Source organism: Paraburkholderia flava (genome assembly GCF_004359985.1).
Classification (GTDB): Bacteria; Pseudomonadota; Gammaproteobacteria; order Burkholderiales; family Burkholderiaceae; genus Paraburkholderia; species Paraburkholderia flava.
Map to the genome: position 1 here is coordinate 1,196,853 of NZ_SMRO01000002.1, position 12,733 is coordinate 1,209,585.

Genomic DNA, 12,733 nt, shown 5'->3' on the forward strand with positions numbered 1-12,733 from the left:
CTGCTCGCGCTCAAGCTCGCGCTCGTCCCAGGTTTTCTGGCGGCGCTCACGATAGCCGGTCGCGTGTGGGGACCGGCAGTCTCGGGCTGGCTCGCTGGGCTGCCGGTGGTCTCGGGGCCGATCGTGCTGCTGCTCGCGCTCGAACGCGGGCCTGTTTTTGCTGCGCAGGCATCGCTTGCTTCGATTGCAGCGATCGCCGGGTCGGAGGCGTTCAACCTCGCGTATGCATGGACCTGCCGACGCTTCGCATGGCCGCTTGCCGCGAGCGCCGGACTCGTCGCGTGGGGCGTCGCGGTGCTGCTGCTCGCGCAACTGCCTGCGCAATTGCCGTGGGCGTTTGCCGCCGCGTGCGCGGCCGTGATGGTGTCGCAGACCTGGCTGCCGCGCACGACGACGGTCGTGCCGGTCGCGCGCATCGGTGCCGTCGACCTCGGCATGCGGATGCTCGCAGGCGCGTTGCTGACGCTCGCGGTGACGGCGCTGTCCGCATCGATGGGCGCTGCGTGGAGCGGGTTGCTGTCGGTGTTTCCGTTGCTCGGGATGGTGCTCGCGGTGTCCGCGCAGCGCGCACATGGAGCGGGCTTCGTCGCGCTGCTGACGCGCGGTATGGTGATCGGGCGCGCTTCGTTCGCGGCGTTCTTCGCGGTGACCGCGACGCTGTTGCCGCATACCGGTGTGCTGCTGGCTTTTGCGTGCGCGGCGGTTGTGTCGGTGGTGGTGCAGGGGGCGACGAAGGGGCTGGTCGGAAGGCGGCAGCGTGTTGCCACAGTGGTGTGACCGCGTGTGTTTTCATTCGATGCTCTACCATCAACGCTAACGTCATCGCCGAATCACCCATGTCCACCCGATCATCGACGTCCCGCATCGGCCTGATCTCCGACACGCACAACCTCGTGCGTCCCGAGGCGTTGACCCAGCTCGCCGGTTGCGATGCGATCGTGCATGCCGGCGATATCTGCGAGCGCGCGGTACTCGATGCGCTTGCCGCGCTCGCGCCGCTCACTGTCGTCCGTGGCAACAACGACACCGGTGCATGGGCGCATGCATTGCCCGTTCACACGACACTGACCATCCAGCAGGTGACGATCCTCGTCGTACACGACATCGCCGACGTGACCGACGATCTGCTTCGCGACGATATCGGCGTCGTGGTGACCGGACACTCGCACAAGCCGCTCGTCGATACGCGCGACGGCGTGCTGTTCGTCAATCCGGGTAGCGCGGGGCCGCGGCGTTTCAAGTTGCCGGTGTCGGTGGGGATGCTGGAAATCACGGACGCACGCGCGACGGCGACGCTGCATACGTTGACGGTTTAACGCCGCACTGAAAGCGACGCACGACAGAACGCAAAACGGGCCGGCATCGAGTTGTCTCTCGACGCCGGCCCGTTTCTTCTTTCATGCATCAAGCCCGCGCAGTCGCACTCGCTTCGTAGGCCTCATCCATCTCTTCCGCCTCGCGATGACCGCGCAGCACCGCGTGCGCTTCCGCATGCGTCGCGACGCTCGGGCCCGAACCCGGCAGCGGCTTGCGCGCCGTCTCGCGCAATGCGAGCACCGACACGATGCCGATCAGCGACGCGCCCATCAGGTAGTACGCGGGCATCATCAGATTGCCGGTCGTATCGACGAGCCACGCGGCGACGAGCGGCGTCGTCCCGCCGAACAGCGACACCGAGATATTGAAGCCGATCGCGAGCGCGCCGTAGCGGATGCGCGTCGGGAACAGTGCGGGCAGCGCGGACGGCATCACGCCAGTGAAACACGACAGCAGCACGCCGAGAATCAGCAGACCGCCGAACACGGGCAGCGTGTCGCCAGTACGGATCAGCAACAGCGCGGGAATCGACAGCACGAACAGGCCGACGCAACCCGCGAGCATCACCGGCTTGCGGCCGAGGCGATCGGACAGCCGTCCTGCGTACAGCGTCATCGGCATCATCAGCACCATCACGAGCAGCACCAGGAAGAGACCGTGCGTTTCGTCGAAGTGCAGCGTCGCCGACAGATAGCTCGGCAGATACGACAGCGCCATGTAGTCGGTCACGTTGAAGATCAGCACGAGGCCAACACACAGCAGCAGCGGCTTCCATTGCTGCGCGAGCAGTTCGCGCAGCGGCTGCGGCGCATGCGCTTTGTCGTCGGCTTCGCGCGCGTCGGCCTGTTTCTTGAACGCGGGCGTTTCCTCGAGCTTCAGCCGGATGTACAGACCGACCAGACCGAGCGGCCCGGCGATCATGAACGGCACGCGCCAGCCCCACGACAGCAGCGCGTCATGCGACAGCGTGGCCGTCAGCAACGCGACCGTGCCCGCGCCGAGCACGTAGCCGATCAGCGTGCCGAATTCGAGAAAGCTGCCCATGAAACCGCGTCGCTTGTCGGTCGAGAACTCGGCGATGAAGGTCGCGGCGCCGCCGTATTCGCCGCCGGTCGAGAAACCCTGCACGAGCCGCGCGACCAGCAACAGCACTGGCGCGAGAATGCCGATCGAGTCGTACGACGGAATCAGGCCGATCGCGAACGTGCCGCACGCCATCATGATCATCGTCATCGCGAGCACACGCTGCCGGCCGATGCGGTCGCCGAGCGGCCCGAACACCATCCCGCCGATCGGCCGCACGAGGAACGCGGCTGCAAACGTACCGAACGTGGCGATCAACTGCGCGGACGGACTGCTCGACGGGAAGAATACCTGGCCGAGCGTCACGGCGATGTAGCTGTACACGCCGAAGTCGAACCATTCCATCGCGTTGCCGAGTGCCATCGCGCCGACTGCGCGCTTCAGGAGGGATTTGTCGACGACGGTGATGTCGTCGAGGGTGAGGCGATCGTCCTGCTTGCGATGTCGCCAGAAGCCGTTGCTGGATGCGGTCAAGGTGAAACTCCCTTTCCAATGGACTGCGACCGGACGCGAACGCCGGGCCACGGTTGTCGGGAAAGTGCAGTTTCGCGAGCGGACGACGGCACGAAGCCGGCGAGTCACGCAGTGGCGAAGAAAAACGCCGACGCCCCCGCATCGCACGGGCCGTCGCGAAATTGCACTCGTTCGAGGTGCTGACAGGGTTGCATCTGCGTGGCCGTGGAGGGGGGCAGATGCAGGACGACGCGGGCACTGCGGCCTGCGCCATTGAAAGGCTTGAAACGAAAAAGGCCGGTGATGAGTTTCGACTCAAACCGCGGCTCGAACCGCAGCTCAAACTGCGAGTAACCGACAAGCCTTCTTGTATAAAAAACTATCCGATTCGTGACGGGCGACGCTGCCTGGAAACGCCCCGAAGGACGCTGGTGCCAAGCGGCAACCCAGCCGCGAATTGAACGCGAATGAGGGTGAATTGCTGTTGAAACGATGCACATGATAGCACGATGACAGAGGATCGCGCAAACGCGGGGTGCTGCGGGAGGAGTGGAGCGTCCGCTTAACCCTTATGTGGCGGGCGATTCCGGCGGATCGCCGGGTACGCGTCGATCACGTCCGGACGACGCTTTCGGCGGCTCGAAAAAGGCAAAAAAAATCCGCGCACGCGGCGCGGATCGGTCGACAGATCGGGAAGCGATCAGCTCTGCGACGGCGGCACGTAGCCCGACGCCTGATCGGCGCCTTCGCCGAAGAAGAACTTTTCGGTCTGCTTCATCAGGTACTGGCGCGCGCGCGGGTCGGCCATGTTCAGACGGTTCTCGTTGATCAGCATGGTCTGCTGCTTGAGCCATGCCTGCCACGCTTCCTTCGAAATGCTCTCGTAGATCCGCTTGCCGAGCTCGCCCGGCAGCGGCGGGAAATCGAGGCCTTCGGCTTCCTTGCCGAGCTTCGCGCATTGAACCATACGGGCCATTCTGTGCTTCTCCTGTAACGGGGTGGGGCGGCAGTCGTTATTGTGTGCGCTCAGAGCTGCTTCATCAGCACGAGCGACTTGCGCTGCCAGTTATAGAGGCGGCGGCGATCTTCCGGCAGGTCGTCGACCGTTGCCTTCACGAAGCCGCGTTTGAGGAACCAGTGTTCGGTGCGCGTCGTCAGCACGAAGATGCGCGTGAGGCCGCGCGCCCGTGCGCGCTGCTCGATGCGTTTCAGCAGGCGCTCGCCGTCGCCGGAGCCTTGTGCTTCGGGCGCGACGGTCAGGCAGGCCATTTCGCCGATGCGCTCCTGCGGGTATGGATACAGCGCCGCGCAGCCGAACAGTACCGCATCGTGCTCGATCACCGAGAAGTGGTCGATGTCGCGTTCGATCTGGTGACGTCCGCGCCGCACGAGCGTGCCGTCGGTTTCGAGCGGCTCGATCAGTGTCAGGATGCCGCCGACGTCGTCCGGCGTCGCTTCGCGCAGGCTCTCGAGGTTCTCGTACGAGATCATCGTGCCGACGCCATCGTGCAGGAACAGTTCGAGCAGCAGGCTGCCGTCGAGCGCGTACGGGATGATGTGCGCCCGCGCGACGCCGCCGCGGCATGCACGGATCGAATGCTTCAGATAGAAGCCGGCGTCGCCGGTGACCTCGCCGGTTTCGTGCAGCTTGTACGCGTCGTCGAGCGACAGTTCGCGGACCAGTTCGGTGCCTTCTTCGCCGTCCTGCATCAGGCCGGGCGTTTCGGTCAGGAACACGATCTTGTCGGCGCGCAGCGCAATCGCGGCGGCGGACGCGACATCTTCCATCGACAGGTTGAACGCTTCGCCGGTGGGCGAGAAGCCGAGCGGCGACAGCAGCACCAGCTTGCGGCTCGCGAGCGAGTGGCGGATCGACTCCGCGTCGATCTTGCGCACGACGCCCGTGTGCGCGAAGTCGACGCCATCGAGAATGCCGACCGGCCGCGCCGTCACGAAGTTGCCCGACACGACGTTGATGTGCGCGTGCGCCATCGGCGTGTTCGGCAGACCCTGGCTGATCGCGGCCTCGATGTCGAGACGCACTTCGCCGGCGGCTTCCTTCGCGGATTCGAGCGCGCGGGCGTCGGTGATGCGCATGCCGTGCGAGAACTCGGACTCGACGCCGTGCAGGCTCATCTGCTCCTCGACCTGCGGACGCGACCCGTGCACCAGCACGATCTGGATGCCCATCGCCTGCAGCAGCGCGATGTCGGACACCAGCGCATTCAGCAGACCCTGATGCACGACTTCGCCGCCGAACCCGACGACGAACGTCTTGTTGCGGAACTCGTGGATATAGGGGGCGACCGATCGCATCCAGTCGACGAACTGCGCATGCTGCAAGTCGGATTCCGTGGCGGCGGACGGGGCCGGCGCGCTCGCGGGCGTGGGGACGAGGTCGGTTTGAGAATTCATGCCGGGATTATAATGCGCCCCCATGTCGAATGTACCCAAAAGTCCCGCCTCGCCGAACGCAAAAAATGCATCGGGCGCCGGGCAAGACAAACCGGCGCAGCCTCGCCGCGACACGGCGCCGGTGCCGCGCGATGCGCAGCGTTCGCCGGCGTCGTCTGCTGCTTCGTCTGTGTTGCCGTCAGCGTCGCCGTCTGCCACTCCGTCCGCATCGCCGTCTGCACCTTCACCGCGCCGCGACAAGCCGCGCGGCGAGGGTGGCCGCACCGACCGTACCGACCGCAATGAGCGCGCCGAGCGGCCCAACCGCAGCGCGCCGCGCGCACCGCGCGTCGTCGAACCGAATCCCATTCCGCCGATTACGTTCCCCGAAGCGCTGCCCGTGTCCGGCAGACGCGACGAGATCGCGCGGGCGATCGCGGCGAACCAGGTGGTGATCGTCAGCGGCGAGACCGGCTCCGGCAAGACGACGCAGCTGCCGAAAATCTGTCTGTCGCTCGGACGCGGTCTCGGCGCGGGCGGCAGCGGGCTGATCGGTCACACGCAGCCGCGCCGGATCGCGGCGTCGGCGACCGGTCGACGGATTGCCGAAGAACTCGGCACGCCGTTCGGCGAAGTGGTCGGCTACAAGGTGCGCTTTACGGACAATCTCGCGCCGGGCGCGTCGGTCAAGCTGATGACCGACGGCATCCTGCTCGCCGAAACGCAGACCGATCCGCTGCTGCGCGCATACGACACGCTGATCATCGACGAAGCGCACGAGCGCAGCCTGAACATCGACTTCCTGCTCGGCTATCTGAGAGAAATTCTGCCGAAGCGGCCCGACCTCAAGCTGATCATCACATCGGCGACGATCGACGCGGACCGCTTCGCGCGTCACTTCGGCAGCGACGAAAAGCCCGCGCCGGTGATCGAGGTGAGCGGGCGGCTGTATCCGGTCGAAGTGCGCTACCGGCCAGTGGCCGAAGATAGTCCCGCCGTGAAAGCCGCTGAAGGCACGAGCGGACGCGACCGCGCCAGAAGCGGGCAAGCCCGCGATCGCGATCTGATGGACGCGATCGTCGATGCAGTCGACGAACTGTGCCGCGAAGGCTCGGGCGACGTACTCGTGTTCCTGCCCGGCGAGCGCGAGATCCGTGACGCCGCCGAAGCGCTGCGCAAGCACCATCCACCGCATACCGAGATCCTGCCGCTGTTCGCGCGGCTGTCGGCCGCCGAGCAGGAGCGCGTGTTCCGTTCGTCGAACGCGCGCCGCATCGTGCTCGCGACCAACGTCGCCGAAACCTCGCTGACGGTGCCGGGCATCCGCTATGTCGTCGATACGGGGCTCGCGCGCGTGAAGCGCTATTCGTACCGCAACAAGGTCGAGCAGTTGCAGGTCGAGTCGATTTCGCAGTCCGCAGCGAACCAGCGCGCGGGTCGCTGCGGCCGGGTTGCCGACGGTATCTGCATCCGCCTGTACGAAGAGACCGATTACCAGTCGCGCGTGCGCTTCACGGATCCGGAGATCCTGCGCTCGTCGCTCGCGTCGGTAATCCTGCGGATGAAGTCGCTGCATCTCACCGGCATCGAAACGTTTCCGTTCATCGAGCCGCCGCCGGGCCGCGCGATTGCCGACGGCTACCAGCTGCTGAACGAACTCGGCGCCGTCGACGACGACAACGCGCTCACGCCGCTCGGTCGCGAACTGGCACGGCTGCCGCTCGATCCACGCGTCGGCCGGATGATTCTGGCCGCGCGTGATCAGCAGGCGCTCGCCGAAGTGTTGATCATCGCGAGCGCGCTGTCGGTGCAGGATCCACGCGACCGTCCGGTCGAAGCGCAGGAGCAGGCCGACCAGGCGCACCGCAAGTTCGCCGACGAGCGTTCCGAATTCCTGCAGTGGCTGAAAATCTGGGCGTGGTTCGGGGAAGCAGTCGAGCACAAGAAGTCGAATCGCCAGCTCGCCGACGCGTGCCGCGCGAATTTTCTGTCGCATCTGCGGCTGCGCGAATGGCGCGACGTCCATTCGCAACTGCTGACGGTGGTCCGCGAACACGGCTGGCGGCTGAACGAAAGCGAAGCGACGTTCGAGCAGATCCATCTCGCACTGCTGACCGGGCTGCTCGGCAACATCGGTCTGAAAGCCGACGACGAGCCGCACTATCTCGGCGCGCGCGGCATCAAGTTTTTCCTGTGGCCGGGCTCGGCGCTCGTGAAGAAAGCGGGGCGCTGGGTGATCGCCGCCGAACTCGTCGAGACGAGCCGGCTTTACGCGCGCTGTATCGCGAAGATCGAGCCGGAGTGGATCGAGCGCGTCGGTGCGCATCTGTTGAAGAAATCGCTGTCGGAGCCACACTGGGAGAAGCGCGCGGCGCAGGTGTCGGCGTTCGAGCGGGCGGTGCTGTACGGGCTGACGGTGTATCACCGGCGGCGCGTCGCGTTCGGCCGCCAGGATCCGGCGCGGGCACGCGAGCTGTTTATCCGCGGCGCGCTGGTCGAAGGCGAATTCGATACGAAGCTCCCGTTCTTCGCGCACAACCGCAAGCTGTTCGCCGACATCGAGCAACTCGAACACAAGTCACGCCGCCAGGACGTGCTGGTCGACGACGAGCTGATCTTCGGGTTCTACGACCAGGCGATTCCGCAGGGCATCCATACCGGCGCGTCGTTCGAGCGCTGGTATCGCGACGAGGTGAAAAAGAGCGGTCAGCCGGAAGAGAAGTTGCGGCTGCTGTTCCTGTCGCGTGACGATCTGATGCGTCACGAAGCCGCCGGCGTCACGACCGATCTGTTCCCGAAGCGGATGACGATGTCCGGCGTCGAGATGGCGCTGACCTATCACTTCGAACCGGGCACGCCGCGCGACGGCGTGACGCTCGCGGTGCCGCTGTATGCGCTGAACCAGGTCGATGCGCGGCGTTGCGAATGGCTCGTGCCGGGCATGCTTAAAGAGAAGACCCAGCTGTTGCTGAAGTCGCTGCCGCAGAAGTTGCGCCGCCATTGCGTACCGCTGCCCGAATATGCGGCGGGTTTTGTCGAGCGCACGGCAGGGCAGCGCTTCGGCGCGGGTGGGTTCCTGGAGACGCTGATCGCCGACATCCGCGAGCAGACACAGGTTGCTGTCCGTCAGGCGGACTTCAAGCTGGAGACGCTGGCCGCGCACCTGTTCATGAACTTCAAGGTGATCGACGAGCACGGGCGGCAGCTTGCGATGGGCCGCAATCTTTCGCAGTTGCGTGCGGAGCTTGGTGGTCAGGCGCAGCAGCAGTTTCAGAAGATTGCGGCGGGGGTGACGCTGAACGATGCGCCGGGTGACGCGCGCACGGTTGCGCAGACTCCAACGCAAGGTGGTGGCGCGGCTCGCGGCAAAGCGCCGTCCACGCCGCGCGAAACGGGCGCTGCATCGGCACCTGCGACCGCGACCGCCACCGCGCTGTACGAAAACCTCACGACCTGGAATTTCGGCAAGCTTCCCGAACTGCTCGAAATCCGCCGTGGCGGGCAGACGCTGTTCGGTTATCCGGCGCTCGTCGATCGCGGCACGCACTGCGACGTCGAAGTGTTCGATTCTCCTGACGAAGCGTCGCGGATTCATCGTGCGGGGCTGCGTCGGTTGTTCGCGTTGCAGCTGCGCGAGCCAATTCGCTATCTGGAGAAGAACCTGCCGGGGCTGCGCGAAATGGCGATGCAGTTCATGCCGCGCGGCACGCAGGAAGAATTGCGCGACCAGTTGATCGACGTCGCACTCGACCGCGCGTGTCTGCAGGACCCGCTGCCCACCGACGACGCGAGTTTTCACGCGCGCCGCGACGAAGGCAGGGGGCGGCTCACGCTGCTCGCGCAGGAAATCGCGCGGCTCGTCGGGCAGATTCTCGGCGACTACGCCGCCGTGCTGAAGAAGCTGCCGCAGGCGAAGCCGTTCGCTGCCGCGTATGCGGACATGCAGAACCAGCTCGACGCGCTGGTCGGCAAGCGCTTCGTCATCGATACGCCGTATGCGCAGCTCGCGCATTTTCCGCGCTATCTGAAGGGCATCGCGCTGCGCATCGACAAGCTGAAGGCCGATTCGGCACGCGACGCGCGGCAGTCGGCGGAATGTCAGCCGCTCGCGCAGCACTATCAGCGTGCGCTCGCGCAGCGCGGCGGTGTCGCCGATCCGCGTCTGACCGAATTCCGCTGGCTGCTGGAAGAACTGCGCATTTCGCTGTTCGCGCAGGAGTTGCGCACGCCGATGCCGGTGTCGGTCAAACGGCTCGCGAAGGTCTGGGAATCGATGCAGCGTTGAACGGATTCGCCGCGCGCGGTCGATTTGCGTCAACCGCGCGCGCCGGCAAACGTTCTACAATGACGGCTGTTCTTCGATGTGACACTTCATGCGCAAATTTTCCCTTCGCCGCTTTAATCAGTTGACCGGCACGTTCGCAGCAGGCGCGGCACTCGCCGTTGCCGCAGGTTTTTTCTCCCCGGCAGTCCACGCGAACAACGTGATCGTGCTCAATTCCGGCGAAGCGACGCTGAGCCTGATCGACGAGACCACGCACGAGGTCGTCGCGACCGTGCCGACCGGCAAGGAACCGCATCACCTGATGGCGACGCCGGACAACTCGTCGCTGATCGTCGCGAATTCGGTGTCGAACAATCTGCTGTTCGTCGATCCGAAAACCGGCAAGCCGCAACGCTGGATCGAAAACATCGAAGATCCGTATCAACTCGGTTTTTCGCCCGATCGTAAATGGCTCGTCACGACCGGGCTGCGGCTCGACCGGCTCGACATCTATCATTACGACGGCCACGATCTGACGCTCGCGAAGCGTCTGCCGCTCGCGGTGATGCCGAGTCACATGGCGTTCACGAACGACAGCAAGACTGTGTTCGTCACGCTGCAGGTCTCGGGCGAACTCGCGGCGGTCGATCTGGCTACGCAGACCGTCAAATGGAAGATGAAAGTCGGCAAGGTGCCCGCCGGACTGTGGATGACGCCGGGCGAGAAATACCTGCTGATCGGCATGACGGGCGCCGATTACGTCGCGGTGGTCGACTGGCGGAACCAGAAGATCGTGAAGACGATTCCGACCGGCAAGGGCGCGCACAACTTCCGCTCGCTCGATGACGGCCGGCACGTCGCGGTGTCGAACCGGGTGGCGAGCACGATCAGCATCATCGACGAAGACACGCTGACCAACGTCGGTGACATCACCGGTCTGATGCCGGGGCCCGACGATATGGAACTGACGGCCGACAAACGGTATCTATGGGTAACGTTCCGCTTCGCGAAGCACGTCGGTATCATCGACCTGACGACGCGCAAGCTGATCCAGACGATCGCCGTCGGCCGTTCGCCGCACGGCATCTATTTCTACGACCGCGCGCCGGTCACCGCGCCGAACGGCGCGTGACGGTAGCACGTGTCGCGGTAACGCCGGTCCGCATGCGGGCCGGCACGACGTGTGAAGCGTGACAGGTACCATGTTCCATCTGATCTTCTCCGCTCTCGACAGCCTCGTTTCCACGATACAGACCGCGCTGTACGTGGACGTCGTGCAGCCGTTGCTGTATCGCTTCGATCTGATGGACTACGACGAGGATACGTACGACAGCCTGTACTGGGTGATCGTCGGCGTGCTCGAAGTGCTCGCGATGTACGCGGTGCTGCGGCCGCTCGAGGCGCTGCGCCCGGTCGAGAAGTGGGACAACCGCAAGGCCGTGCGCGTCGACGTGATCTACACGTGGATCGCGAAGCTCGGCATCCTGAACCTCTTTTTCTTCTTCGCGCTGCAGCCGTTCTTCGACAACGTTCAAGGCTGGCTGCGGCTGCGCAATATCGCGAACATCGAGATCGACAACATCTGGCCCGGCGTGACGACGCAGCCGCTCGTCACGTTCGCGATCTATCTGCTGATCCTCGATTTCGCCGGCTACTGGTATCACCGCTGGCAGCATGGCGTGGGCATCTGGTGGGAACTGCACGCGGTGCATCACAGCCAGCGGCAGATGTCGTTGTGGGCCGACGACCGCAACCATCTGTTCGACGATCTGCTGCAGGCGAGTTTCTTTGCGCTGATCGCGCTGTTTATCGGCGTACCGCCGGCGCAGTTCGTCGTGCTGGTCGCGATCACGAATCTCGCGCAGAGCGTGCAGCACGCGAACATCCGGATGTACTTCGGCTGGCTCGGCGAGCGGCTGCTCGTCAGCCCGACGTTCCATCGCCGGCATCACGCGATCGGTTACGGGCACGAAGGCTTGAAGTACGGCTGCAATTTCGGCGTGCTGTTTCCGTGGTGGGACATGCTGTTCCGCAGCGTGTCGTGGAGCCGCGAAATGGAGCCGACCGGCATTCGCGACCAGCTCGACGGGCGGTCGTACGGCGAGGGTTTCTGGGCGCAGCACGGGCTCGCGTTCAAGCGCATCGCGAAGCGGCTTTCGTCGAAGGGGCGGACGCCGGGTTCGCCTGGTTCGCCTGGCGAGGATGCCGCAGCGGTTTGACGAGGGGCGTTGCTGTCTCGCTGCTGCTGCATTCCTTCGATCTGTCTTTCCTCGCCCATCCGTCCCACAACCTACCGACGTCATCGCGACTGGTTTATCCTGTCCCGATGACTGTTCCGTTTCCTTTTCTTCCCACCGCTTCATTCACCGGCACCGGCTCGCATGAATGATCTGTTGCGCTCGTTCGGGCGCGCGCTGACGAGTGCGCTTCATCCGCGGATGCTGTGGCTGACGTTCATGCCGTTCGCGGCGGCCACGGTCGGGTGGGGCCTGATCCTGTGGTTCTTCTGGCAGACGCTGACCGGCGCGACGCGCACGTGGCTCGAAGGCTGGTCGTTCACGACGACGTTGTACAACCTGTTCGGCTGGCTCGGGTTTTCGTCGCTGCATGCGGTGATCGCGCCGTTCATCGTGATCGCGGTGGCGATTCCGTTGATCGTCGTCACCGTGCTGCTGCTGATCGCGACGCTGTCGATGCCCGCTGTGATCCGCCATCTGTCGGCGCGGCAGTTCGCGGCGCTCGAGATGCGGCGCGGCGGAACATGGTACGGTAGCCTCGCGCATTCGCTCGTGACCACCGTGATCTGTCTCGTGCTGCTGGTAATCACGCTGCCGCTGTGGCTGGTGCCGCCGTTCTTCGCGTTGATTCCGCCGCTGCTGTGGGGCTGGCTCACGTATCGCGTGATGACCTACGATGCGCTTGCGCTGCATGCGAGCGCCGACGAACGGCGTGCGCTGATACGTCGCTACCGGCTGCCGCTACTGCTGATCGGCGTCGCGAGCGGGTTGCTCGGTTCGCTGCCGACGCTGCTGTGGGCGTCGTCGGTCTGGCTGATCGTGCTGTTTCCGGTCATCACGGCCGTGACCATCTGGATCTACGCGTTCATCCTCGTGTTTTCGGCGCTCTGGTTCGGCTACTACTGCCTGCGCGCGCTGCAGCGGATGCGCGCGGACGAGCAGGGCGCGCGCACGGCGGTGACTCCCTACTGACTTTTATCGAGAG

10 protein-coding genes are annotated in these 12,733 nt (G+C 64.9%); 7 read left to right on the plus strand and 3 right to left on the minus strand.

All coding sequences use genetic code 11. The features are described 5' to 3' along the window. Positions 1-777, plus strand: coding sequence for a hypothetical protein (locus tag E1748_RS16795; RefSeq protein ID WP_133649406.1), 777 nt, complete (start codon positions 1-3; stop codon positions 775-777). Positions 778-836: 59 nt separating this feature from the next. Further along, positions 837-1,316 (plus strand): metallophosphoesterase family protein, encoded by a 480-nt coding sequence (locus tag E1748_RS16800; protein WP_133648309.1) that lies wholly within the window; start codon positions 837-839, stop codon positions 1,314-1,316. 88 nt (positions 1,317-1,404) lie between these two features. On the opposite strand, the gene proP is transcribed toward E1748_RS16800, so the two are convergent. Beyond that, positions 1,405-2,874 (minus strand): glycine betaine/L-proline transporter ProP, encoded by a 1,470-nt coding sequence (gene proP, locus E1748_RS16805; RefSeq protein WP_133648310.1) that lies wholly within the window; start codon positions 2,872-2,874, stop codon positions 1,405-1,407. Positions 2,875-3,092: 218 nt separating this feature from the next. Here proP and E1748_RS16810 point away from each other — a divergent pair, with 218 nt between their 5' ends. After that, on the plus strand, positions 3,093-3,314 hold the full coding sequence (locus E1748_RS16810) for a hypothetical protein (RefSeq protein ID WP_133648311.1): 222 nt from the start codon (positions 3,093-3,095) through the stop codon (positions 3,312-3,314). Between the two features lie 239 nt (positions 3,315-3,553). Here E1748_RS16810 and E1748_RS16815 read toward each other — a convergent pair whose 3' ends face one another. Further along, complete coding sequence (locus tag E1748_RS16815; protein ID WP_133648312.1) at positions 3,554-3,829, minus strand: oxidative damage protection protein; 276 nt, start codon at positions 3,827-3,829, stop codon at positions 3,554-3,556. A 50-nt stretch (positions 3,830-3,879) separates the two neighbouring features. Continuing rightward, on the minus strand, positions 3,880-5,268 hold the full coding sequence (gene argA / locus E1748_RS16820; protein ID WP_133648313.1) for an amino-acid N-acetyltransferase: 1,389 nt from the start codon (positions 5,266-5,268) through the stop codon (positions 3,880-3,882). Positions 5,269-5,290: 22 nt separating this feature from the next. Here argA and hrpA point away from each other — a divergent pair, with 22 nt between their 5' ends. The 4 genes from hrpA (at position 5,291) to E1748_RS16840 (ending at position 12,720) form a co-directional block, all read left to right on the plus strand. After that, positions 5,291-9,532, plus strand: a complete 4,242-nt coding sequence (gene hrpA / locus E1748_RS16825) for an ATP-dependent RNA helicase HrpA (RefSeq protein WP_133648314.1) — start codon at positions 5,291-5,293, stop codon at positions 9,530-9,532. A gap of 88 nt (positions 9,533-9,620) precedes the next feature. Further along, positions 9,621-10,643, plus strand: coding sequence for a YVTN family beta-propeller repeat protein (locus E1748_RS16830; RefSeq protein ID WP_166653580.1), 1,023 nt, complete (start codon positions 9,621-9,623; stop codon positions 10,641-10,643). A 70-nt stretch (positions 10,644-10,713) separates the two neighbouring features. Beyond that, the gene (locus E1748_RS16835) at positions 10,714-11,730 is read left to right on the plus strand and encodes a sterol desaturase family protein (protein ID WP_133649408.1); all 1,017 of its coding nucleotides are present in this window, start codon (positions 10,714-10,716) and stop codon (positions 11,728-11,730) included. Between the two features lie 162 nt (positions 11,731-11,892). Beyond that, positions 11,893-12,720 (plus strand): EI24 domain-containing protein, encoded by an 828-nt coding sequence (locus E1748_RS16840; protein ID WP_133648315.1) that lies wholly within the window; start codon positions 11,893-11,895, stop codon positions 12,718-12,720. Positions 12,721-12,733 lie beyond the last annotated feature (13 nt).

Excerpts from the sequence above, each read along its gene's own strand:
- hrpA (WP_133648314.1), top strand. The coding sequence starts at position 5,291 with ATGTCGAATGTACCCAAAAGTCCCGCCTCGCCGAACGCAAAAAATGCA.
- E1748_RS16800 (WP_133648309.1), top strand. The coding sequence starts at position 837 with ATGTCCACCCGATCATCGACGTCCCGCATCGGCCTGATCTCCGACACG.
- argA (WP_133648313.1), bottom strand. The coding sequence starts at position 5,268 with ATGAATTCTCAAACCGACCTCGTCCCCACGCCCGCGAGCGCGCCGGCC.
- E1748_RS16810 (WP_133648311.1), top strand. The coding sequence starts at position 3,093 with ATGCAGGACGACGCGGGCACTGCGGCCTGCGCCATTGAAAGGCTTGAA.
- E1748_RS16835 (WP_133649408.1), top strand. The coding sequence starts at position 10,714 with ATGTTCCATCTGATCTTCTCCGCTCTCGACAGCCTCGTTTCCACGATA.
- E1748_RS16830 (WP_166653580.1), top strand. The coding sequence starts at position 9,621 with ATGCGCAAATTTTCCCTTCGCCGCTTTAATCAGTTGACCGGCACGTTC.
- E1748_RS16840 (WP_133648315.1), top strand. The coding sequence starts at position 11,893 with ATGAATGATCTGTTGCGCTCGTTCGGGCGCGCGCTGACGAGTGCGCTT.
- E1748_RS16815 (WP_133648312.1), bottom strand. The coding sequence starts at position 3,829 with ATGGCCCGTATGGTTCAATGCGCGAAGCTCGGCAAGGAAGCCGAAGGC.